Source organism: Geobacillus thermodenitrificans subsp. thermodenitrificans DSM 465 (assembly GCF_000496575.1).
GTDB lineage: Bacteria > Bacillota > Bacilli > Bacillales > Anoxybacillaceae > Geobacillus > Geobacillus thermodenitrificans.
In genome coordinates this window covers 1-21,886 of the sequence record NZ_AYKT01000014.1, presented here as the reverse complement: position 1 = coordinate 21,886, position 21,886 = coordinate 1, and the positions used below count along the sequence as shown (strand labels likewise).

Sequence of the window (21,886 nt, the reverse complement as noted above, 5' to 3'; positions counted from 1 at the left end):
AAAAGGAGAGAGGTCCGTTGTGGAAAAAATTATTATCTAAATTCGGCATTGGTGCTGCAAAAGTCGATCTCGTCCTGCACCATTCCCATGTTCGGCTTGGGAAGATATTGGAAGGAGAATTTTGGTTAGAAGGGGGAACAGTGGCACAGCAAATCCGCAAACTTGAAGTGGCGCTTGAATTGGAAGTACATGTCCAAGGCAAGTCATACCGCCGCACGGTAGCGATTATTCCGGTCGCTTCTTCGTTCACGATTCAGCCTGGGGAGCGGAAGACGCTGCCATTTTCGTATCAATTGCCGCTGCACTTACCGATCAGTCGCTCGATGGTTCGTTATACGTTCGTCACCCGGCTCGATATTGCAGGTGGCGCGGATGCGTATGACCGGGATACTATCGAGATCTTGCCTCCTACAGTGCTCGAACAAATCTTTGCCGCTTTTGCAGAGCTTGGTTTCCGTGAAAAGCCGACGTCTGGACGCATTACACCGTATGGGCAAGAATTTTCGTTCTTCCCGACAGGTGAATTTCATGGGCTCGTCCAAGAAGTCGAATTTTTTGCCCTTGTCGAGGAAGAAGGCGTGCGTTTACATATGGAAGTGGACGTCCGTCACGGCTTTGGCAAGGAGCGCGAGTTGAAACGAGAACTGTTCATCCCGATCGAACAGCTCCGCGATTCTAGTGCGGCAGCGCGTCTGATTCGAGAGACCGTGGAGGAAACGGTACAGGCAGCTGGAGCGTTCAGTACGTTTGGCGGACAACCGTTGGCCACACCGTCTTCACCGATGTATCGTCATTCCGCTAGTCATTATCCATCTGCGCATCATTCGCACCATGGTCGACACGGATGGACGGGAGCCGTTGGCGGGTTTGCGGCTGGAATGTTGGCGGGAATGATCGCGGAAGAGCTGCTTGATGATGTGGTGGAGGATGTGATGGATGATGTCGCTGACGGATTAGACGTGGGTGACTGGTTTGATGGCGGCGACGGATTTGACGGTGGGGATTGGTTGTAACATTATCCCAAAAGGTAGAAATTATACGGTCTATCAGTGATGTGAAAGATCGGATTTGTTGTAGCCTTGTCGCCAAAAGGTGTCTCGCTTTGAAGTGGCCCCCTTGTAAACAGGAATAAAAACATATTTAAACAGCTTGAGTTCTGTATTCATAAGGACTCAGGCTGTTTCATTTTTGGAAAACGTTGTTGGTTATAAAAATAAATATTGTTGTGTGTGGTATTCTTCATCTCTCGCCTGGTTAAAAGCTGTTGACACACATGAAAAAGTGTTCCACTACAATGAGGAAAGCAGTTGCCTCTGGCGTGTGATCTCGTTCAGCTTTTTCATAAAGAATGTCTGCAACGAGCAAACAGCGCTGTCAATGTAACGGAAGGGAGATGTTCTCTCCAAACGAGGTAGCTTCTTCCTTGCGGCAGAGAGGAGCAGATGACTCGACGGCGAATACATAGAATACATAAAAGAAGGAAAACAGCTAAGCCGCATGGCGCTCGAGAAGAGGAAAGATAAAAATGAAGGAGGCGTCATCGATGCGTTACTATATCGTTTTTGATATCGGTGGTACGTATGTGAAGCATGCCGTCATGAACGAGCATGGCGATTTTTTACAGAAAGGGCGTTATCGGTCGGAGCGTCATAACTTTCATCAATTTCGCGATGACTTACTTCATATTGTTCGTCAAGCTCGAGCGAATTATGAGCTTTCCGGCATCGCGATCAGTTCCGCGGGCAGCGTTGATAGCGACAGCGGCATCATCGGCGGAAGCAGCGCCTTACCGTGCATTCACGGCCCAAACTTTAAAGAAGTATTTGGCGGGGCGACGGGCCTGCCGGTAGAACTGGAAAACGACGCAAACTGCGCAGCGCTCGGTGAGTTATGGAAAGGAGCGGGGCGGGGCTGCCGTGATATTGCGTTTGTCATTGTCGGCACCGGTATCGGCGGGGCGATTGTGAAAGACGGGCACATTCATAAAGGAGTGCACCTGCACGGTGGGGAATTTGGCTATATGTTGATGGATGTTCGCTATAAAAACGGAACGGTTGAATGCAAAACATGGAGTGAACTGGCGGCGACAAGTGCGCTGATCCGGATGACTGCTGAGGAAAAGGGAATACCACAGAGTGAACTGGACGGAGAAAAAGTATTTGCGTTGGCCGAGAGCGGTGATGAGGCCGCGCAAAGTGCGATCGACCGGTTTTACTTCTCGTTAGCCCACGGCATTTTTAACTTGCAGTATGCATACGACCCGGAAAAAATCATTTTAGGCGGAGCCATTAGCAACCGTCCGGATTTTGTTGACGAAATTAACAAGCGGCTTTCGGTGCTGTTGTCGCTCGTGCCGATCGCGAAAGTTCAACCGGTTGTGGCGACGTGCCAGTTTAAAAACGATGCAAACTTGCTCGGCGCCTTGTATCATTACTTAGAGCGTCGTGGAGAGTTAGGGGAAGCATCCGGCTGATCGGCATCCCACTGATGGGGCAGCCCCGTTGGATTCATCCGATCTGCGCCGTTATTTGTACAAGCAAAGCGTCCATCCGAACAATGCGTGGGTAGTAGAAATGAATGATTTATAGTACAATAGAGCAGGCGCGGCCGAAAGCGGGGTGCTATTTTGCCGCTTGGCCCATATGTATAGAAAAGGACGATCCCGCGCAGAAAGGATGGACACGGATGGATTGGATGGAGTTATTGAAGGCCGTCATTTTAGGAATGGTGGAGGGATTAACGGAATTTGCTCCTGTTTCCTCGACCGGCCATATGATTATTGTCGATGATCTTTGGCTGAAATCAACCGAGTTTTTAGGCAAATACGCTGCCAATACGTTTAAAGTCGTTATCCAGCTCGGCTCGATTTTAGCTGCTGTGGTTGTGTTCAAAGATCGATTTTTAGACTTGCTTGGTATTCGCGGCCGCCATCCGGGCGGGAAGCCGCGGCTGACGCTTCTTCATGTTATCATCGGCCTTCTCCCAGCTGGGGTGCTTGGCGTGTTGTTTGAAGACTATATCGATGAACATTTATTTTCAACGAAGACGGTGCTCATCGGCCTTGTGCTTGGTGCGCTATTGATGATCGTTGCCGACCGATTCGCGAAAAAAGCAGCACGGGCGCAGACGGTCGACCAAATTACATATAAGCAGGCGTTTCTTGTCGGCTTAGTGCAATGTTTATCGTTATGGCCAGGATTTTCCCGCTCCGGATCGACAATCGCTGGTGGTGTGCTTGTCGGCATGAGCCATCGCGCTGCGGCTGATTTCACGTTCATTATGGCTGTTCCGATTATGGCTGGAGCGAGCGGACTGTCGCTCTTGAAAAACTGGCAATACGTCACCGTGGCCGATATCCCGTTTTTTATCGCTGGTTTTTTGAGCGCCTTTGTCTTTGCTTTGCTCGCGATCCGCTTTTTCCTGCATCTGATTAACCGCATCCGCCTCGTGCCGTTTGCGGTGTATCGGATCGCGCTTGCTTTTATCATCTACTTCTTATACTTTTAAGTCATGCCGCCCGGTGGAATGGTTCCACCCGGCGGTTTGGATTTGTGGGAAAATGCGTTGTACATGGGGAAAAGGAGCGAAGAGAAGAAAGGAGAGTTTTCTTCTTAGTTGAAAAACGAGTAAACAACGAGGCGATGCCCTAAACGTGTGCTGGGCATCGCCTCTTTTAGCTAGCGGGCGGTATTTTGAATGAGAGCAAGAAGCGTTTGCAGCGGATCACTGCTGCCGGACTTCTCCATGTTTTTCTTATAGCGGTCCTTGTTTTCATACAGGCGGTGAATAGCGGCCGGCAGTGATTCGTTTGTCACTTCTTCTTCCATCAGCACCTCGGCGTAGCCTGCTTTTTCAAATGAACGTGCGTTTAGGATTTGGTCGCCGCGGCTCGCTGCTTTTGAGAGCGGAATGAGCAGCATCGGCTTACGCAAGGCGAGTAGTTCGAAAATGGCGTTCGCACCAGCGCGGGAGACGACGATATCGGACAACGCCAATAGGTCTGGCAGCTCTTCGTTGACATATTCGAACTGTTTGTATCCTTTTTGGCCTACAAGGCTTGTATCGACGTTGCCTTTGCCGCAAATGTGAACGATATCAAACTCGGAAAGAAGCACCGGCAAACTGGCACGCAAGGCGTCGTTAATTTTTTTCGAGCCTAAGCTGCCGCCCATGGCGAGCAAGACCGGTTTTTGGCCGTCGAACTGGCACAACTTCCGTCCTTGTTCTGCGCTTCCGTGCTTCAGCTCCTCGCGGACGACGGCGCCAACGTAAACGGCTTTATCGGTGTTGACGTGCTGTTTTGTTTCCGGAAAGGTGAGGCAAATTTTTGTCGCAAATGGCATGGCAATTTTATTGGCCAGCCCGGGCGTCAAGTCCGATTCGTGGATGACCGATGGCACACCGTTCAACCAGGCACCGAGAATGACGGGAACGGAGACGAACCCGCCTTTTGAAAACACGATATCCGGTTTTTCTTTTTGGATGAGGCGGTAAGCTTGCCAAACACCTTTTAGCACATTAAACGGATCTTTGAAGTTTTTCCAGTCGAAATAGCGGCGCAGTTTTCCGGTCGAAACCGAATAGTACGGCACACCGTCGATGCGCCCGATAATCTCCCGTTCAATTCCTTCATGGGAGCCGATATAGACGATGTCCCATCCTTGCTCTTTCAGTTTCGGGATGAGAGCGACGTTAACCATCACATGTCCGGCCGTACCGCCGCCGGTTAAGACGATTTTTTTTCGCAACGTAGATCACCTGTCTTCTTTACAATATGAGAACGTTCAATGACCATCTTTTCTGGCTAAGCCGCCTTTCACGATGCGGTCAATGCGGTGTTTGCCAATAGGGGTGAACCCATTGGCAAGCCGCTTTTTTACGGTCTAGAGGCCCTATATCGATATGTATTATAGCAAATTCAACATCATTTATGGAGGAAACTGAACGACTGTAATTTTCGTATAAACCAAGGAAGCGAAAAAGGTCGCGAGTCGCATGAAATTACCATAATTTTAATTTTGATTTTTCATCGAATTTATATATCATCATCATTAATCTAGCAATTTGTTTAAAAAGAAGATATCCAGTTTCTTAGTTTTTAAAGGAAGGAAATATTGATAAAGTGCTGTTGAGAGGTGAAGGCGATGTTGGCATGGCTTGTTGGAGGTTTGATGGTTGGAATCATTGGTTATGGGGTTGTGCCGACAATCGTCATTCGCAAAAAAAGGTTGCGTCTGTTTTGTGAAGGAACAGCGCCTGACTGCCTTGCTTTGACGTTTGATGACGGTCCCGACCCGTATTATACGCCAAAACTGCTCGATTTATTAAAGAAATATGGAGTGAAAGCGACCTTTTTTGTGGTCGGTCGAAAAGTGGAACGCCATCCGGAGATCGTGCGGCGGATGGTGGAAGAAGGGCATGAAGTCGGTATTCATAATTACCGTCATATCAGCAACTGGCTGCTTCCGCCGCTGTGGCTCGATTGGGGAGTGCGTCGGGCGGCTGTGGCGATTGAGCAGGCGACGGGTCAACGCCCGATGTATTACCGGCCACCATGGGGCCATTTTAATGCTTGGACGCCGGTCGTGCAAAAACGGTATACAACAGTGTTATGGTCGCATATTCTTGGTGATTGGAATGAAAAAATCGGTGCGATGGAGCTGTTCCGTCGCTTGCGCGCTGCCGTGCGCGGCGGGGCGGTCATCGTGCTTCATGATAACGGGGATGCGCTAGGCGCTAGCAAACGTGCGCCGGAACAAATGTTGTCTGCTCTTGAGCTGCTGCTCAAAGACGAAGTAGCGAAAAAGATGCGTTGGGTGACGATTACGGAACTGAGAAACGCGCAAACTAACAAACAAATCTCGTCGATGTGATGGGGGAGCTATGGATACGGGCGCATGGTTGCCTTATGTTCAGTCATATGGATATGTAATGCTGTTTTTGTTTTTATTTTGCGGCATTGTCGGCATCCCGGCACCGGAGGAAAGTTTGCTTTTCTTCGTCGGTGTGGTGATTGCGAAAAATCAATTGCTGCTTTGGCCGACGCTTGTCTCGTGCTGGGGTGGAACGATGGCCGGCATGGTGGCGGCGTATGGCGTCGGCAGACGGTGGGGGTCGCCGCTTGTGCAAAAGTATGGCAAGTATGTCGGAATTACAGACGAACGGTGGGAGCGATCCCGCGATTGGTTTTGCCGCTACGGGAAATGGGGCATTTTGTTTGGTTGCTATGTCCCGGGGGTGCGGCAAATATGTCCGTATATGGCAGGGGTGAGCCGATTCCCGTTTCGGACGTTTCTTTTGCTGGCTATGCTGGGGACAGCTGGCTGGGTCGTTCCGCTGACATTGGCTGGTCTATTGCTTGGCCAACATATCCATATCCCCCTGATTTCTTTTCCGCTTGCCGGTTTGGGATTGTTTTTGCTCTTTTTGTTGGCGACATGGGTTGGACAGCGGAGACGCAAAAAATCTGTTGAAAGCTAAAGGGTGCGATCAATGATGAAAGTGTTGTTTTTGCCGCTGTTTCAAATGAATACGGGACACCATAAAGTGGCCGATACGTTGATCGATTTTTTGCATCGCCAGTTTCCATGGGTCGAAAGCAAAAAAATCGATTTTTTAAGTTATTGCAATGAGCTGATGGAAAAAATGGTGTCGGAAGCTTATTTGCGTTGGATTCGTTCGCATCCTGCTTCATACCATCGCGTGTACAAGACGTTTATGTATGAGGAGTCTTTGCGGCTCGAGTTTGTTTCATTTGAGCCATGGCTGCCGTATTTCGAAGGCAAAATGAAAAAGATGCTCGAGCAGGAACGACCGGATTTAATCGTTTGCACCCATTCGTTCCCGTCGCGCATTTTGCAGCAGCTGAAGCGGAAAAAAGTGCTTGCCATCCCAGTAGTCAATGTCTATACAGATTTTTTTATGAACAGCATTTGGGGCAAGCGGTTTATTGATTACCATTTCGTCCCCCATCAGGAAGCAAAGCGGGAGTTGATAGTAAAACACGGGATTGACGAAAGGCGGATCGTTGTGACTGGCATCCCAGTCCATGATACATTTATGAAAATGCCAGAAGTGAGACGGAGAAGGCAGCCGCCCCATGTGCTCGTTGCTGGCGGAAACCAAGGGCTTGGCAATATGACGGCGTTTTTGCGGGCGGCTCGAACGTCGACATTGTTTCGTTATTCAGTGTTATGCGGCGCTAATAAGCAGCTGTATCATGAAATTGCTAGCTGGCAGCTTCCTCACATCCGCCCGCTTCCGTACATCAACAGTCCGGAGGAGATGAATCAGCTGTACGATGAGGCGGACGCTGTCATTACAAAACCGGGTGGAGTGACCATAAGCGAGCTGCTTCATAAGCGCATCCCAATTTTCACCATTGACTGCTTGCCCGGACAGGAGCGGATCAATTGGCAATATTTGCGGCGCAACGGTCTTATTTATCACTTGGCTGAGCCGGGCAACGGCGAACGGAAAATGATCCGCCTGTTGACCGATGATGTAGAAAAAAATCGGTTTTTTCGCCGCGTGTCTGACTATTTTGCCGGGGTGGAAAAAACGGGGCAAGAAGCGCTCGCGGAAGTGGTAACAGCAATGCCGCAGCAGCGCATGGCTTGGCGCGTTCTTCGCCCATAGACGAGCCATCTAACGGATGTTAGATGGCATTTTTTATACTGGATTGTTCCGTCACGGGTGGCGAAACAACCTGCATCGTACATATAAAATATCAGACCGTTGGGCGTGAAACGTGTTACAATAGGAACGATGGCCAAGGAAAGAGGAGGAACGATAATGAAAACGAGAGTTGGAGTGTTATACGGCGGTAAATCGCCGGAACACCAAGTGTCTTTGTCGACAGCGAGGGCGGTCATGAACGCCATTGATCCTCATAAATTTGACGTTATTCCGATTTATATTACACCAGAAGGACAATGGATTAAAGGAAAACGATTGACTGGAACGGTTGAAGAAGTGAAGCAGCTGCAGTTCACTTCGACAGCGACCGCGATGATCCCTGTGTCTTTAAACCAGGTTCCTGCATCGGGTTCTGCAACTGAGAGCGACGAGGAAACCATTGATGTGATTTTCCCGCTTTTGCATGGGCCAAACGGCGAAGATGGAACGGTACAAGGGCTGCTTGAAATGCTCAACCTCCCATATGTTGGAAATGGGGTGCTCGCTTCTGCTGTTGGCATGGATAAAGTGGTGATGAAAAACTTGTTTGCCCAAGCTGGGCTGCGCCAAGCGAAGTATGTGTCAGTGACGAAATATGAATGGAAAAAAGGCGGAGAAGCAGTGTATGACCGAATCGAACAAGAGCTTGGCTACCCGTGCTTCGTCAAACCGGCCAACGCTGGATCGAGCGTCGGTATTTCCAAATGCAAACAGCGTGACGATTTAAAAACAGCGTTTGCTGAGGCATTTAAATACGATCGGAAAATTATTATTGAGGAATCTATTGTCGGTCGGGAAATTGAGATTGGCGTTATCGGCAATGACGAGCCGATTTGTTCGGTTGCTGGAGAAATTGTACCGAAAAAAGAATTTTACGACTATGAAGCGAAATATGAAGACGGGCAAACGGAATTAATTATTCCTGCCAATGTGACAGAAGAGCAGTATGAGACGATCAAATCGATGGCCATTGCTGCGTTTAAAGCGCTCGACTTGTCTGGACTGGCACGCGTCGACTTTTTCCTTGCCGAAGACGGTACTGTTTATATTAACGAAGTCAATACGATGCCGGGGTTTACGCCGTACAGCATGTTTCCGCTCCTTTGGCAACATAGCGGCGTGCCGTACTCGGAATTGATCGAACGCCTTATTGCATTGGCATTGGAACGACATCAAGAAAAGCAGATGATTACGTACACATTTGAAAAGTAAAAGAGGGTGAGAGCGGATGATGAAACGGACGGTGCAGCAAATTGCTGAGATGACCGGCGGCCGGTACGCGAATCCGGAGTGGGGGAATATTGCTGTCAGCGGCGTATCAACTGACACGAGGACGATCCAAGCTGGCAACTTGTACGTTCCGCTGCTTGGCGAGACGTTTAACGGTCACGCTTTCGTGGAGGAAGCGGCGCAAAAAGGAGCAGCAGCTGTGCTGTGGGCCGAAGCGGAAGGGACACCGCCAGAAAGTGTTCCGGCGATTGTCGTCGATGATACGCTTTCGGCACTGCAGCGTCTCGCCGCCCGCTACCGTGAACAGCTCGGGCTGAAGGTTGTTGGTGTGACTGGCAGCAATGGCAAAACGACGACGAAAGATATGATCGCTGCGCTTCTTTCATCCCAATATCGCGTGCAAAAAACAGAAGGAAACTTAAACAACCATATCGGCGTTCCGCTCACGCTCCTTGCGCTCGAGGAGGGGACAGACATCGCCGTTGTGGAAATGGGGATGAGTGGGTTTGGTGAAATTGAGCAGCTCACGACGATCGCACGGCCGAATGCTGCCGTCATCACCAACATCGGTGAAGCACATTTGCAAGAGCTCGGGTCACGGGAAGGCATCGCCAAGGCAAAGCTAGAAATTTTATCTGGATTGCAAGGCGACGGTTTGTTCGTCTATCACGGCGATGAGCCACTTTTGGCTGAGCTCGTGCCAAGCTTGCCGCTTCCTCAGCACGTTGTGACGTTTGGGGAAGGTGAGGACAACGATTATTATCCGACAACTGTGCGCATTGAAGCAGCGGGCACGTCGTTTGTCATCAACGAGCTCCCTCGCCAGACGCTATTTATTCCAGTTTTAGGGAAACACCATGTATACAACGCGCTGGCCGCCATCGCTGTCGCCCGCTTTTTCGGCGTCAGCTGGGAGAACATTGCTGCCGCTCTCTCCCGCTTGCAAGTGACGCGCATGCGTACGGAAGTCGTTAAAACGAAGCGCGGCTTTACAGTGATTAATGATGCCTACAACGCCAGCCCGACATCGATGCGCGCTGCTTTAATGCTGCTCACGGAATTGGACGGCTATCGGAAGAAAATCGCTGTATTGGGCGATATGTTGGAGCTTGGTGACAAAGAGGTCGAGTTCCACCAAGCGATTGGGGAGATGCTGCGGCCAGAGATGGTAGATTACGTGTTTACTTACGGACCACTGGCGCGTCATATCGCTACGGCCGCCACGCCGTTTTTTGATCAAGGCCAAGTGAAGGCGTTTGACGATAAAGCGGCATTGGCCGAGGCGGTGCTTTCCGTCGCAACCCCAGACGATATCGTTTTATTGAAGGCCTCGCGTGGTATGAGGTTGGAAGAGTTACTCGGTTATTGGGGGGAAAATTAGCAAAAGCGAGAAAAACGAAAAGCGGCGCTATGGGCGCCGCTTTTCGATCAGGCCGGGGGGTGGGATCATGATCGGCTGTTTATGCATTCACGGATTTACCGGGAGTCCGGAAGAGGTGGCACCGCTAGCTAATTATTTGCGCGAGCGGACCAGTTGGATCGTAGAAACGCCGACATTGCCGGGACACGGGGACAAGTTGCAGCTCAAAGGGGTTACATATAACCAATGGATTACAGCGTCTGAGCAAGCGTTTCAGGCACTGGCTCAGCGTTGCAATACGGTGTATGTTATCGGTTTTTCAATGGGTGGGGTGATCGCCGTCTATTTAGCGGAAAAATATCCGGTCGCTAGGCTCGTGCTGTTAAGCGCAGCGTTTTATTACGTCAACCCGCGTCAGTTGTGGCGTGACATCCGTGAGATGTTTGCCAACGGTTGGCGCGGAGCGCAGGAGCATCCGCTGTTTCTCCGCTATCGAAACAAAATGATGGCGACCCCATTTTCGGCTGTTAGGGAATTTCGCAAGCTTGTTCGTCATGTGCGCCCTCTCCTTCCTTGCGTTCAAGCTCCCGTACTGATCGTACAAGGGGAGAAAGATGGGATCGTGCCGCTCAAAAGTGCTTATTATTTATATGAAAAAATCGGTTCCGCAGAAAAAACGCTGCTCCTTTTGCCGGATTCGTATCACCATGTTTGTCATAGCGCTAACCGGCATGTGTTGTTTGCTGAGACGGAGAAATTTTTGTGCGCCTCCTATCATTGCAAATGACGGTATAACATGGTATGATAACTGTCAAACCTTTCTCACGAATAAAGGGACGATTTTTTATAAGGAGTTTGGATAACATTGACGACATTTCAAGAATTAGGATTAAGTAAAGAGGTAATGAAAGCTATCGAGCGGATGGGGTTTGAAGAAACGACCCCAATTCAAGCAAAAACGATCCCGCTCAGCCTACAAAATAAAGATGTGATCGGCCAAGCGCAGACCGGAACGGGGAAAACCGCTGCATTTGGCATCCCGATCGTAGAAAAAGTGGATGTGAAAAACGGTGCCATTCAGGCGCTCGTCGTCGCACCGACACGTGAGCTCGCCATTCAAGTGTCGGAAGAACTGTATAAAATCGGTGCGGTCAAGCGGGTGCGTGTTTTACCGATTTACGGCGGTCAAGATATTGAGCGGCAAATTCGCGCCTTGAAAAAACATCCGCACGTCATCGTCGGCACACCAGGCCGCATCATCGACCATATTAACCGCGGGACACTCCGCCTCGAACATGTGCGTACGGTCGTTCTCGATGAGGCCGATGAAATGTTGAATATGGGCTTTATTGAAGATATTGAGGCGATTTTACGTCATGTGCCGACTGAGCGGCAGACGCTGTTGTTCTCTGCGACGATGCCGGATCCGATCCGCCGCATTGCCGAGCGGTTTATGAATGATCCGGAACTCGTCAAAGTGAAGGCGAAGGAAATGACCGTGCCGAATATTCAGCAATATTATTTGGAAGTGCACGAGAAAAAGAAATTTGACATTTTGACACGGCTTCTTGATATCCAGGCGCCGGAGCTGGCGATTGTGTTTGGCCGCACGAAGCGGCGTGTCGACGAGCTCGCTGAAGCGCTCAACTTGCGTGGCTATGCAGCGGAAGGCATCCATGGCGATTTGAGCCAGGCGAAGCGGCTGTCGGTGTTGCGCAAGTTTAAAGAAGGATCGATCGAAATTTTAGTCGCCACCGACGTCGCAGCGCGCGGATTAGATATTTCCGGTGTGACGCACGTATATAATTTTGACATTCCGCAAGACCCAGAAAGCTACGTCCATCGAATCGGCCGCACGGGGCGCGCCGGTAAGACAGGGGTGGCGATGACGTTTGTGACACCGCGGGAAATTGGCCAGCTTCATCATATTGAGCGGACGACGAAGCGGAAGATGGAGCGGATGAAGCCGCCGACACTCAATGAGGCGCTTGAAGGCCAGCAGCGCATCGCCATTGAAAAGCTCCTCAATGTTGCGGAAGCGGAAAACTTATCATTTTACAAGCGAGCGGCCGAGGAGTTGCTTGAAGAGCATGACTCAGTGACGATCGTCGCCGCCTGCCTGAAAATGTTGACGCGCGAGCCAGACACGACACCGGTGAAGTTGACGGAAGAACCGCCTCTAGCAGTCAAACGGGAGAAAAAGCGGGGCAGCCGCCCGGACAGTTCGGCGCGTGGTCGGACGAAAAAACGGCGGATTACGGCGCATTAAGCGCCGTTTTTTCATGACCGGATCACATGAAACATCGGTAACTGGGGACGGATGGCTAAAAAAGGAGCCAACAAGCCGCCGGTGGCGAAGCCAAATAGATGAGCCATGAGATTTCCATCTGGTTCCATCAAACTAAGCAACAAATGAATCACGACAATGACTAATAACAGTTGGGTGTGCTTTGGGGCGATTAAATCGCGGCGAAACAAGGCGAGATAGCTGTACATGCCAAACAAAGCGAAAATGGCGCCTGACGCCCCGACATGGCTGTACATCGGCGGAAGAAGCAATACGGTGGCGATATTGGCGCCGACGCCGCCCCCGATATAAAGAAGTAAAAACTTCCCTTTTCCAAGCGCACGTTCCAGCCACGGGCCGAACAGCCATAGAGAAAGGCTGTTGGCCGCCATATGGTTGAAATCGTAGTGCAGAACGAGCGGGCTAATCAGCCGCCAATATTCCCCATTCCGAATGGCGCCATTCGTCCCGATGATGTATTGCCAAACAGGTTCTAGCGCTGTAAGGGGAAGAACGAACAAAATCCATAAAACGATATGGGCGGACAACACGATCGATACAACCGGATAGAGACGGACGAGTGAGCGGACATTCCCGGCATCGTGAAACATAGCTTTGTCTCCCTTCTTTATCAAAAATCGTATATCCCCCGCGAGTGGGGAAGGTCATGTCCGTTTTTTATAAGCCATCTTATGCAAAAAGAGTGTAAAAAATTTGTCGGATCACATAGCACGGATAGGTGGAGAAAGTGATGATCGTTGGTATCGGCATTGATATTGTAGAGCTGGAGCGGATTCAATCACTCCTTGAGCGCAACCGCAAATTCCTTGACCGGATTTTAACGCCGCGAGAGAGGGAGCAGTTTGATCAGCTAGCGCCTGCTAGACAAGTGGAATTTCTCGCTGGACGGTTTGCGGCGAAGGAAGCGTACGCCAAAGCGCTTGGGACGGGGATCGGGCGACACGTATCGTTTCAGGACATTGAGATTGTTTCCGATGAGTATGGAAAACCGAGCATTGCTGCCCGTCGCGACGGAGAAGTTATTCATCTATCCATTTCCCATAGCCGTGACTATGCGATCGCCCAAGTCATCATTGAGCGCTTCGGGCCGGCCAAGCCATCAGATGCTTGCCACGGCTAGTCTGCATATTCTAGACAGTTGTCTCATATATTGTAGTGCATAGACAGAAATCGATATATGAGGCAAAGGGGTTGAAGCGATGGGTAGAAAGGTGCTTTGGGCATTGGTCGGCATCATCTTTTTGTTTGCTTTAGCTGGGTGCGGGTCGAAATCGCAGGAGGAAGTGCTTCGAGCGCTCAATGAAAAGATGGACGAGATGACAGGCTACCAAGCCGAGGCAAAAATGACGTTCCGCACCGGGGAGAAGCCACAAGTATATCATGTCGAAGTGTGGCATAAGCAGCCGTCGTACTACCGCGTCAGCTTGAAAAACGCCGACAAAGGGCAAAGCCAAATGATTTTGCGTAACGATGAGGGAGTATTCGTCTTTACGCCTGCCCTCAACAAAAGCTTCAAGTTTGTCAGCGACTGGCCGAAAAACAGCAGCCAAGCGTATTTGTATGAATCGCTCGTCAAAGATATTTCGAGTGACTCCAAGGCGAAGTTTAAGGCGACGAAAAAGCACTATGTATTTGAGACAAAAACGAACTATCCAAATAGCGAAATTGTTCCGATCCAAGAAATTACGCTGCGCAAAAAAGATTTAGCCCCCGTATCGGTCAAAGTGATGGATACAGACCGCAAAGCACTGTTGACAGTGGAATTTTCCAACGTTGAATTTAACAAAAAATTCGATGATGATGCATTCGATACGTCGAAAAACATGACCGGAGCGCGCCTCGAGGTACCAGCGATGGCGGAAGGGAAAGAACAAGTGATGGAAGTCATGTATCCGAGCCAGCTCCCAGAAGGCGTTCAAGCGCTTGAGGAAAAAGAAGTAAAAAGCGCAGACGGCACACGGGTCATTATGACATTTGGCGGCAAAAAATCGTTTACGCTCGTTCAAGAAAAAGCGGAAGTGCTCCCGGCAACGAGCATGCCAGTGCCTGTCAACGGGGATCCGGTCGATTTAGGATTTACGGTCGGTGCCCTCACTGGTCAAACGTTAACATGGTCGTACAACGGAGTGGAGTTTACGCTTGCCTCCGATGATCTAACGCCAGAAGAAATGGTGATGGTCGCCAGCTCGGTTCAAGAAAAAGCTGCGAAATAACCATGAAATGTGTGAACAAGGCGTGCCTTTCCGCTTTGAAAGCGGAGAGCCGCCTTGTTTTTTGTTGTGGGGAATGGAAATCAGAGCTGTCATCTGCCAATAAGGGTTAACAGCAAGCATAGGCTGCCTCATGCAGAGAGAACAAAGCGGCATGCCCACTTTTCCACTGCGTTCAGTCACTTTTCTGATGTCTAACCTATTCCGTCTTCACTACAGACGTGGTAAACTAAGAAAGAATGAAAACAAATTTAAACGCTTTCAAAACTTACGTGATTAGAAAGGCAGCGAGAGAGGATGGACAACTTTCACCGCGATACGTGGGCAGAAATCGACTTGGATGCTATTTACGACAACGTCGCGAATTTGCGACGCTTTTTACCGGATGGAACACAGGTTATGGCCGTTGTAAAAGCGAATGCCTACGGGCATGGTGACGCCCAAGTGGCGACAACGGCGCTAGAAGCCGGTGCTTCCTACTTAGCCGTCGCCATTTTGGACGAGGCGCTCGCTTTAAGACAAAAAGGCATCAATGCGCCCATTTTAGTGCTTGGGGCGTCCCGCCCGGCCGATGTGGAGCTAGCCGCTCGACATCGCATTACTTTAACCGTGTTTCGCGCCGATTGGTTAGAGGAGGCGGCATCGATTTATAACGGCTCGACTCCCGTTCATCTGCATTTAAAAATGGATACTGGAATGGGACGGCTCGGGGTAAAAGACGAGGAGGAGACGAAGCGTATTACGACGCTGATTGACCGCCACCCATCCTTTATCCTTGAAGGGGTATATACGCATTTTGCGACGGCTGATGAAGTGAATACAGACTATCTTTCTTATCAATATCGCCGCTTTTTGCATATGCTCGAATGGCTGCCATCACGGCCGCCGATCGTTCATTGTGCCAACAGTGCGACGGTACTCCGCTTTCCCGAGCGAGCGTTCAATATGGCCCGCTTCGGCATTTCCATGTACGGACTCGCTCCATCGCCAAGCATCAAGCCGTTGCTTCCATACGAACTAAAGGAGGCGTTTTCGCTTCATAGCCGCCTCGTGCATGTGAAAAGATTGCAACCGGGTGAAAAGGTGAGTTACGGAGCGACGTATACCGCACAAGAGGAAGAGTGGATCGGCACTCTCCCGATCGGCTATGCGGACGGATGGCTCCGTCGCCTGCAACATTTTCATGTGCTCGTGAACGGGCAAAAGGCGCCAATTGTCGGCCGGATTTGCATGGATCAATGCATGATTCGCCTGCCTGAACCGTTGCCAATCGGTACGAAGGTAACATTGATCGGTCGCCAAGGAGATGAGTTCATTTCTGTCGATGATGTCGCCCGCTATTTGGAAACGATTAATTACGAAGTGCCTTGTACAATCAGTTATCGGGTGCCCCGTATTTTTTTCCGAAATAAGCGTATAATGGAAGTGAGAAATGCTGTTTGCCACGGGTGAAGCGATGCATACTTTGCTTCAGAAGGCAAAGGATAGAAAAGGGAGAAATGACTTTGCAGCGCCGTTGTTTAATGGTATCATGAAATGGAAGCAATGAATGGTTGCAGTTCGTGGAGGTGTATGATTCGTGTCGGAATCTGGCGCAACAACGGAAATCGTCGTTCGTTTGCCGCAGTCGCTGCTGACGGAACTGGACGGGCTTGTCAAACAGGAGAACGGCAATCGAAATGAACTCATTTATCAAGCGACGAAAATGTATATTCGTGAACGGAAAAAACGGCAAATTCGCGAGGCGATGAGACGAGGCTACATGGAAATGGCCAAAATCAATTTATCTATTGCTTCTGAAGCGTTTCATGCCGAATATGAGGCCGACCACACCGTTGAACGCTTAGTTAGCGGGGGGTAATGCTTTGATTGTTAAACGTGGCGACGTTTATTTTGCGGACCTTTCCCCGGTCGTTGGCTCAGAGCAGGGCGGCGTACGCCCCGTGTTGGTGATCCAAAACGATATCGGTAATCGCTTTAGTCCGACGGTGATTGTGGCGGCGATTACGGCGCAAATCCAGAAGGCGAAACTGCCGACGCATGTTGAAATCGATGCAAAACGCTACGGGTTTGAGCGCGATTCCGTCATTTTGCTTGAGCAAATTCGTACGATTGATAAGCAACGGTTGACCGATAAAATTACCCACTTGGACGATGAAATGATGGATAAAGTTGATGAGGCGCTGCAAATCAGCTTAGGATTGATCGACTTTTGATGCGGTGCGAAGAAAGCCCCCTGCCTTAGCGAGTCAAAAAGCGGGAGAGAGCGATGTTTTGTTTGCCAAGAGCGAACGGGCGGATAGGCGAAGCGGTGTTGAACGTGCGACGCTGGACTTTATTATGGCATTTTTGCATCAATGGCAAAGACGGGCAGATCGGCTCTCACAACGGTCTGTCCTTTCATTTTTATTTCGTTCCGTAAAGGAGACTCCTAGCTTCAAGCGCACAAAAGGTGGAGCCCAGCGATTAGCGGGAGAGGAATGTCGGTTGATGTTAGGCCAAACGCATAGTAGTAGAGATGTGTGTGCTGTTCTTTGCGGACGGGATATATAGGATTGTCTGGAGAACATCCAATGCGAAACGAAGCCAAACATTTTATGCGTAAAATATTCAAGGTGCGAAAGAGCTCTCCATCGTCGGATGCCGAGGGTTGGGACGATTCGAAGTGATGCTCAGAGAGACGAAGCGTTGCTTTCGTCGTGGAACTGAGGAGCTCACTTTAAGCAAAGCGAAGTCGAAGTAGTTCACGTATATGGATCACAAAGCAGCTGCGGACAAGTAGCTCTTTTTTTTGTCATCTCGAACCGAAAAGCGCCCATTCTCAGTATGACCGTAGGTAGGAGAGCGTTCAAGCATATATTAAGGGAGGGAAACGATTGACGAACGAACAGCGGCTCATTTCAATCATTGCCACCGAGCAACAGTTGACAGTGAAACAAGTTGAAAACGTCATCTCGCTTCATCAAGAAGGCAACACGATCCCGTTTATTGCTCGCTACCGGAAAGAAATGACGGGGGCGCTCGATGAAGTGCAAATCCGTGATGTGCTCGAACGATGGGAATATTTGCAACATTTAGAGCGACGGAAAGAAGAAGTTATTCGGCTGGTTGAGGAACAAGGAAAATTGACCGAAGAATTGAAAAACGCGATTATAAGCGCTACGAAACTGCAGCAAGTCGAAGATCTCTACCGCCCATATCGGCAAAAACGGCGTACAAAAGCGACGATCGCGAAAGAAAAAGGGCTTGAGCCGCTTGCGGATTGGCTCCTTTCTTGTCCCACCGCCCCATCCCCTAATGAACAGGCTAAGGCATTCATCGATGACGAAAAAGGAGTGGCCACTGTTGACGAGGCGTTGCAAGGGGCGAAAGACATCATCGCCGAACGAGTGGCCGACGATGCCACCCTTCGCCAATGGGTGCGCGAACAAACGTGGCGAAAAGGAACGATCGCTTCGACCGCCAAAGCACCAGAAAAAGACGAAAAGAATGTGTACGAAATGTATTATGACTATGAAGAACCGATCGCCAAAATCGTTCCTCATCGCGTCTTGGCCTTAAACCGCGGTGAAAAGGAAGAGGTGCTACGTGTTTCCGTCAAGGCGCCAGTGGAAGACATCGTTCGCTATTTGCAGCGAAAAACAGTCACGAATGAATTATCCCCTGCCGCCACGCTTGTGGCCGAAGCGGTTGAAGACGGGTACAAGCGGTTGATGGAGCCTGCCATTGAACGCGAGATTCGCAACGAGTTGACGGAAAAAGCAGAAGAACGAGCGATTCATATTTTTGCTGAAAACTTGCGCAAACTGCTTCTTCAGCCACCGCTAAAAGGAAAAACGGTACTCGGCATCGACCCAGCTTATCGAACCGGATGCAAACTCGCTGTTGTGGATGAAACGGGGAAGCTGCTCCGCATTGACGTCATTTACCCGCACCCGCCCCAAGAACGGAAAGAAGAAGCACGAGCAAAGCTTCTACGCTTGCTCGATGACTATCACGTCGACATGATCGCCATCGGCAACGGAACGGCATCAAGGGAAACGGAGCAGTTTGTCGCCGATACGTTAAAGCAAGTGGAACGCGACATTTTTTATGTCATTGTTAATGAAGCTGGAGCGAGTGTCTACTCAGCATCCGACCTGGCGCGCGCCGAGTTTCCGGATTTGCAAGTCGAAGAGCGGAGCGCTGTTTCCATCGCCCGTCGTGTTCAAGACCCGCTCGCTGAGCTCGTCAAAATCGATCCGAAATCGGTGGGTGTCGGTCAGTACCAACACGATGTATCGCAAAAGAAACTGGCTGAATCGCTCCGTTTTGTCGTCGAGACGGTCGTTAACCAAGTTGGTGTCAACGTGAACACTGCCTCTGTCTCTTTATTGCAGTACGTGTCAGGGTTGACGAAAACGGTATCGGAAAACATCGTCAAGCGCCGTGAAGAGCAAGGAAAATTCCGCAGCCGCGACGAGCTGAAAACGATCCCGCGCCTTGGGGCAAAAACGTACGAGCAATGTATCGGATTTTTGCGCATTCTTGACGGGGAAGAGCCGCTTGACCGAACGCCGATTCACCCTGAGCGATACGCGGAAGTGAAGCGTCTATTGCAGACATTAGGATTTACAACCGACGCCATTGGCAGCGATGAACTGCGCCAAGCGCTGCAAGCCCTCGATATCGAAGCAACGGCAGCTGAGCTCGGCATTGGTGAGCTCACATTGCGCGACATCATCGATGCTTTATGCCGTCCGGAGCGCGATCCGCGCGACGAGCTGCCCAAACCTTTGCTTCGTAAAGATGTCTTGAAAATGGAAGACTTAAAACCAGGCATGGAGCTTGAAGGCACGGTACGCAATGTCGTCGATTTCGGCGCTTTTGTTGACATCGGTGTCAAACAGGATGGGCTTGTGCACATTTCGAAACTAAGCAAACAATACGTGCGTCATCCGCTCGATATTGTTTCCGTCGGTGATGTCGTCAAAGTATGGGTCGAGCACGTCGACGTGGCGAAAGGAAGAATTTCGTTATCAATGGTTTCCCCCGAAGAGTGAAGGAAAAAGCACTGCCTTACGAGCAGTGCTTTTTTCGATAAAAAAACCAACATTGGTTTAACAGCTTGATTTGATCGCGGTTTTTCTCATAATAGGCTCGTCTCATTTGATTTTTCAGCCACGTAGGCAAGGCAGTCACCTCCCTGACAACGGAAAGGTAGTATATAATGTATGTAGTTGCACATTGTCCTGTGCCAAAAACATAAGGGGGACGCCCGCTATGGATCAAAAACGGTTGCAAGCACTCGTTGAACAAATTTCCATAAGCATATTTGGCAAACCGTTTCGCCACACTGCCTCTTTCAACCCAAGACTTCGCACTGTCGGTGGGCGCTACGTGCTGCAAACCCACAACATTGAACTGAACAAAAAATATTACGACATGTTCGGTGAAGAAGAACTCATCGCCATTATCAAACATGAACTATGCCATTACCATTTGCATCTTGAAGGGAAAGGCTACCGTCATCGCGACCGTGACTTTCGTGAGCTGTTGAAAAAAGTAGGGGCGCCTCGCTATTGCCGCCCGCTCAAACAAGAAACAAAAGCAACTAAAGCGATCCATACATACATCTGCACATCGTGCGGATTAGTATATAACCGTAAAAGACGAATCAACACCGACCGTTACGTCTGCGGCCGTTGCCACGGTCGGCTCAAGTTGGCTGAAGATGAAACAAAGCAAAACATTTTACAAAAAAGAGGTTGACAATCAAGATTATCATATGCTAAATTATAAAAGCCGTCGCCAAACGGCGAAACAAATAACAACAAACAAAAAAACATATTGACAAACAACAAGTTGCTCAATATAATAAACAATGTCAGTTGTGACAAACGTCAGTATCGACGGAGTTGTCACGAGCAGTCCTGATGTGTTAGATTTCCTTGGATTAAAGGGTAAATGAAGGTACAGGAGATTATTTGAAGGATGCTTCTTGATTGTTCCGCAATAGCTCAGCGGTAGAGCAACCGGCTGTTAACCGGTAGGTCGTAGGTTCGAATCCTACTTGCGGAGCCACTTTATGGAGAAGTACCCAAGTGGCTGAAGGGGACGGTTTGCTAAACCGTTAGGTCGTGTCTTTACGGCGCGCGGGTTCAAATCCCGCCTTCTCCGCCACTTTTAATATACACGTGGCCCGTTGGTCAAGTGGTTAAGACACCGCCCTTTCACGGCGGTAACACGGGTTCGAATCCCGTACGGGTCACTTATAACGCGGGGGTCCCCCGCGAATTCACGGTCCCGTAGTGTAGTGGTTAACATGCCTGCCTGTCACGCAGGAGATCGCGGGTTCGAGTCCCGTCGGGACCGCCATTACACCAATCGCTGGGCCATAGCCAAGCGGTAAGGCAACGGACTTTGACTCCGTGATGCGCTGGTTCGAATCCAGCTGGCCCAGCCATTCTTATTTCATAAAAAAGTGTTATGAGCCATTAGCTCAGTAGGTAGAGCATCTGACTTTTAATCAGAGGGTCGGAGGTTCGAGTCCTCCATGGCTCACCATATTTGCGGGTGTGGCGGAATTGGCAGACGCACCAGACTTAGGATCTGGCGCCTCACGGCGTGGGGGTTCAAGTCCCTCCACCCGCACTGATAAACACGCGGTCGTGGCGGAATGGCAGACGCGCTAGGTTGAGGGCCTAGTGGGGGCAACCCCGTGGAGGTTCAAGTCCTCTCGACCGCATTTTATTAAAATAAAAAACTGTTGACAACGATGAACTGAGTTGTTAAAATAAAGTTTGTCGCTCTCAAAAGATGCGCTCGTAGCTCAATTGGATAGAGCATCTGACTACGGATCAGAAGGTTAGGGGTTCGAATCCTCTCGAGCGCGCCATGATCGGGAAGTAGCTCAGCTTGGTAGAGCACATGGTTTGGGACCATGGGGTCGCAGGTTCAAATCCTGTCTTCCCGATTCGAAAAATCATATGCGGGTGTAGTTTAGTGGTAAAACCTCAGCCTTCCAAGCTGATGTCGTGGGTTCGATTCCCATCACCCGCTCCATGAAAAAGTTGAAATGAGAAACGGTATAATCTCGTTCCTTGAAAACTGAACGAAACG

General features: G+C 49.9%; 20 protein-coding genes and 11 tRNA genes. 28 read left to right on the top strand and 3 right to left on the bottom strand.

Annotated features, from left to right (window positions below; genetic code table 11):
- Nucleotides 1-17: 17 nt before the first annotated feature.
- The 3 genes from DSM465_RS0113540 (at nt 18) to DSM465_RS0113530 (ending at nt 3,507) form a co-directional block, all read left to right on the top strand.
- Nucleotides 18-1,013 (top strand): sporulation protein, encoded by a 996-nt coding sequence (locus DSM465_RS0113540; RefSeq protein WP_029761560.1) that lies wholly within the window; start codon nt 18-20, stop codon nt 1,011-1,013.
- A 530-nt stretch (nt 1,014-1,543) separates the two neighbouring features.
- The gene (locus tag DSM465_RS0113535) at nt 1,544-2,473 is read left to right on the top strand and encodes an ROK family protein (protein ID WP_029761559.1); all 930 of its coding nucleotides are present in this window, start codon (nt 1,544-1,546) and stop codon (nt 2,471-2,473) included.
- 212 nt (nt 2,474-2,685) lie between these two features.
- Nucleotides 2,686-3,507, top strand: a complete 822-nt coding sequence (locus DSM465_RS0113530) for an undecaprenyl-diphosphate phosphatase (protein ID WP_008881487.1) — start codon at nt 2,686-2,688, stop codon at nt 3,505-3,507.
- Nucleotides 3,508-3,677: 170 nt separating this feature from the next.
- Here DSM465_RS0113530 and DSM465_RS0113525 read toward each other — a convergent pair whose 3' ends face one another.
- Entirely contained in the window at nt 3,678-4,748 is a 1,071-nt protein-coding gene (locus DSM465_RS0113525) for an undecaprenyldiphospho-muramoylpentapeptide beta-N-acetylglucosaminyltransferase (RefSeq protein ID WP_008881486.1), read from the bottom strand.
- A gap of 396 nt (nt 4,749-5,144) precedes the next feature.
- Here DSM465_RS0113525 and DSM465_RS0113520 point away from each other — a divergent pair, with 396 nt between their 5' ends.
- The 7 genes from DSM465_RS0113520 to DSM465_RS0113490 all read left to right on the top strand — a co-directional run bounded on the left by DSM465_RS0113520 (nt 5,145) and on the right by DSM465_RS0113490 (nt 12,536).
- On the top strand, nt 5,145-5,873 hold the full coding sequence (locus DSM465_RS0113520; protein ID WP_029761558.1) for a polysaccharide deacetylase family protein: 729 nt from the start codon (nt 5,145-5,147) through the stop codon (nt 5,871-5,873).
- 10 nt (nt 5,874-5,883) lie between these two features.
- Complete coding sequence (locus DSM465_RS0113515) at nt 5,884-6,480, top strand: DedA family protein (protein WP_029761555.1); 597 nt, start codon at nt 5,884-5,886, stop codon at nt 6,478-6,480.
- Between the two features lie 12 nt (nt 6,481-6,492).
- Entirely contained in the window at nt 6,493-7,638 is a 1,146-nt protein-coding gene (locus DSM465_RS0113510) for an MGDG synthase family glycosyltransferase (protein WP_029761554.1), read from the top strand.
- Between the two features lie 156 nt (nt 7,639-7,794).
- Entirely contained in the window at nt 7,795-8,889 is a 1,095-nt protein-coding gene (locus DSM465_RS0113505; protein ID WP_008881482.1) for a D-alanine--D-alanine ligase, read from the top strand.
- A gap of 16 nt (nt 8,890-8,905) precedes the next feature.
- On the top strand, nt 8,906-10,288 hold the full coding sequence (locus tag DSM465_RS0113500) for a UDP-N-acetylmuramoyl-tripeptide--D-alanyl-D-alanine ligase (protein ID WP_029761553.1): 1,383 nt from the start codon (nt 8,906-8,908) through the stop codon (nt 10,286-10,288).
- Between the two features lie 67 nt (nt 10,289-10,355).
- Nucleotides 10,356-11,054 (top strand): alpha/beta hydrolase, encoded by a 699-nt coding sequence (locus tag DSM465_RS0113495; protein WP_008881480.1) that lies wholly within the window; start codon nt 10,356-10,358, stop codon nt 11,052-11,054.
- 78 nt (nt 11,055-11,132) lie between these two features.
- Nucleotides 11,133-12,536 carry a DEAD/DEAH box helicase gene (locus tag DSM465_RS0113490; RefSeq protein WP_008881479.1) on the top strand — a complete coding sequence of 468 codons (1,404 nt, stop codon included), beginning with the start codon at nt 11,133-11,135 and terminating at the stop codon, nt 12,534-12,536.
- Between the two features lie 11 nt (nt 12,537-12,547).
- Here the strand turns inward: DSM465_RS0113490 and DSM465_RS0113485 are convergent, their stop codons facing one another.
- Nucleotides 12,548-13,165, bottom strand: coding sequence for a rhomboid family intramembrane serine protease (locus tag DSM465_RS0113485; RefSeq protein WP_008881478.1), 618 nt, complete (start codon nt 13,163-13,165; stop codon nt 12,548-12,550).
- Nucleotides 13,166-13,305: 140 nt separating this feature from the next.
- On the opposite strand from DSM465_RS0113485, the gene acpS reads away from it, so the two are divergent.
- The 6 genes from acpS (at nt 13,306) to DSM465_RS0113445 (ending at nt 19,827) form a co-directional block, all read left to right on the top strand.
- Nucleotides 13,306-13,695, top strand: coding sequence for a holo-ACP synthase (gene acpS, locus DSM465_RS0113480; RefSeq protein WP_008881477.1), 390 nt, complete (start codon nt 13,306-13,308; stop codon nt 13,693-13,695).
- Nucleotides 13,696-13,774: 79 nt separating this feature from the next.
- A complete protein-coding gene (locus DSM465_RS0113475) occupies nt 13,775-14,788 on the top strand; it encodes a LolA family protein (RefSeq protein ID WP_008881476.1) in 1,014 nt (337 codons plus the stop codon).
- 294 nt (nt 14,789-15,082) lie between these two features.
- Complete coding sequence (alr, locus tag DSM465_RS0113470; protein ID WP_029761552.1) at nt 15,083-16,237, top strand: alanine racemase; 1,155 nt, start codon at nt 15,083-15,085, stop codon at nt 16,235-16,237.
- A 127-nt stretch (nt 16,238-16,364) separates the two neighbouring features.
- Nucleotides 16,365-16,646, top strand: a complete 282-nt coding sequence (locus DSM465_RS0113460; RefSeq protein ID WP_008881474.1) for a CopG family ribbon-helix-helix protein — start codon at nt 16,365-16,367, stop codon at nt 16,644-16,646.
- A gap of 4 nt (nt 16,647-16,650) precedes the next feature.
- Nucleotides 16,651-17,001 carry a type II toxin-antitoxin system endoribonuclease NdoA gene (ndoA, locus tag DSM465_RS0113455; RefSeq protein WP_003253417.1) on the top strand — a complete coding sequence of 117 codons (351 nt, stop codon included), beginning with the start codon at nt 16,651-16,653 and terminating at the stop codon, nt 16,999-17,001.
- Between the two features lie 660 nt (nt 17,002-17,661).
- Entirely contained in the window at nt 17,662-19,827 is a 2,166-nt protein-coding gene (locus tag DSM465_RS0113445) for a Tex family protein (RefSeq protein ID WP_029761551.1), read from the top strand.
- Between the two features lie 16 nt (nt 19,828-19,843).
- Here the strand turns inward: DSM465_RS0113445 and cmpA are convergent, their stop codons facing one another.
- Entirely contained in the window at nt 19,844-19,957 is a 114-nt protein-coding gene (gene cmpA / locus DSM465_RS19305; protein ID WP_087959817.1) for a cortex morphogenetic protein CmpA, read from the bottom strand.
- A 90-nt stretch (nt 19,958-20,047) separates the two neighbouring features.
- On the opposite strand from cmpA, the gene DSM465_RS0113440 reads away from it, so the two are divergent.
- The 12 genes from DSM465_RS0113440 to DSM465_RS0113385 all read left to right on the top strand — a co-directional run bounded on the left by DSM465_RS0113440 (nt 20,048) and on the right by DSM465_RS0113385 (nt 21,829).
- The gene (locus DSM465_RS0113440; RefSeq protein ID WP_008881471.1) at nt 20,048-20,536 is read left to right on the top strand and encodes a SprT family protein; all 489 of its coding nucleotides are present in this window, start codon (nt 20,048-20,050) and stop codon (nt 20,534-20,536) included.
- Between the two features lie 237 nt (nt 20,537-20,773).
- A tRNA-Asn gene (locus DSM465_RS0113435) sits at nt 20,774-20,848 on the top strand.
- A 6-nt stretch (nt 20,849-20,854) separates the two neighbouring features.
- Nucleotides 20,855-20,947: transfer RNA gene (locus DSM465_RS0113430), tRNA-Ser, on the top strand.
- A gap of 16 nt (nt 20,948-20,963) precedes the next feature.
- A tRNA-Glu gene (locus tag DSM465_RS0113425) sits at nt 20,964-21,035 on the top strand.
- Between the two features lie 31 nt (nt 21,036-21,066).
- Nucleotides 21,067-21,142 (top strand) — tRNA-Asp (locus DSM465_RS0113420).
- Between the two features lie 13 nt (nt 21,143-21,155).
- Nucleotides 21,156-21,230: transfer RNA gene (locus DSM465_RS0113415), tRNA-Gln, on the top strand.
- Between the two features lie 25 nt (nt 21,231-21,255).
- Nucleotides 21,256-21,331, top strand: a tRNA-Lys gene (locus DSM465_RS0113410).
- A 5-nt stretch (nt 21,332-21,336) separates the two neighbouring features.
- Nucleotides 21,337-21,418, top strand: a tRNA-Leu gene (locus tag DSM465_RS0113405).
- Nucleotides 21,419-21,429: 11 nt separating this feature from the next.
- Nucleotides 21,430-21,512 (top strand) — tRNA-Leu (locus DSM465_RS0113400).
- A 73-nt stretch (nt 21,513-21,585) separates the two neighbouring features.
- A tRNA-Arg gene (locus DSM465_RS0113395) sits at nt 21,586-21,662 on the top strand.
- Between the two features lie 4 nt (nt 21,663-21,666).
- Nucleotides 21,667-21,740 (top strand) — tRNA-Pro (locus DSM465_RS0113390).
- A 15-nt stretch (nt 21,741-21,755) separates the two neighbouring features.
- Nucleotides 21,756-21,829 (top strand) — tRNA-Gly (locus DSM465_RS0113385).
- The last annotated feature ends 57 nt before the right edge of the window (nt 21,830-21,886 follow it).

Excerpts from the sequence above, each read along its gene's own strand:
- DSM465_RS0113485 (WP_008881478.1), bottom strand. The coding sequence starts at position 13,165 with ATGTTTCACGATGCCGGGAATGTCCGCTCACTCGTCCGTCTCTATCCG.
- DSM465_RS0113530 (WP_008881487.1), top strand. The coding sequence starts at position 2,686 with ATGGATTGGATGGAGTTATTGAAGGCCGTCATTTTAGGAATGGTGGAG.
- DSM465_RS0113535 (WP_029761559.1), top strand. The coding sequence starts at position 1,544 with ATGCGTTACTATATCGTTTTTGATATCGGTGGTACGTATGTGAAGCAT.
- DSM465_RS0113510 (WP_029761554.1), top strand. The coding sequence starts at position 6,493 with ATGATGAAAGTGTTGTTTTTGCCGCTGTTTCAAATGAATACGGGACAC.
- DSM465_RS0113475 (WP_008881476.1), top strand. The coding sequence starts at position 13,775 with ATGGGTAGAAAGGTGCTTTGGGCATTGGTCGGCATCATCTTTTTGTTT.
- DSM465_RS0113505 (WP_008881482.1), top strand. The coding sequence starts at position 7,795 with ATGAAAACGAGAGTTGGAGTGTTATACGGCGGTAAATCGCCGGAACAC.
- acpS (WP_008881477.1), top strand. The coding sequence starts at position 13,306 with ATGATCGTTGGTATCGGCATTGATATTGTAGAGCTGGAGCGGATTCAA.
- DSM465_RS0113495 (WP_008881480.1), top strand. The coding sequence starts at position 10,356 with ATGATCGGCTGTTTATGCATTCACGGATTTACCGGGAGTCCGGAAGAG.
- alr (WP_029761552.1), top strand. The coding sequence starts at position 15,083 with ATGGACAACTTTCACCGCGATACGTGGGCAGAAATCGACTTGGATGCT.
- DSM465_RS0113500 (WP_029761553.1), top strand. The coding sequence starts at position 8,906 with ATGATGAAACGGACGGTGCAGCAAATTGCTGAGATGACCGGCGGCCGG.
- DSM465_RS0113515 (WP_029761555.1), top strand. The coding sequence starts at position 5,884 with ATGGATACGGGCGCATGGTTGCCTTATGTTCAGTCATATGGATATGTA.
- DSM465_RS0113520 (WP_029761558.1), top strand. The coding sequence starts at position 5,145 with ATGTTGGCATGGCTTGTTGGAGGTTTGATGGTTGGAATCATTGGTTAT.
- DSM465_RS0113440 (WP_008881471.1), top strand. The coding sequence starts at position 20,048 with ATGGATCAAAAACGGTTGCAAGCACTCGTTGAACAAATTTCCATAAGC.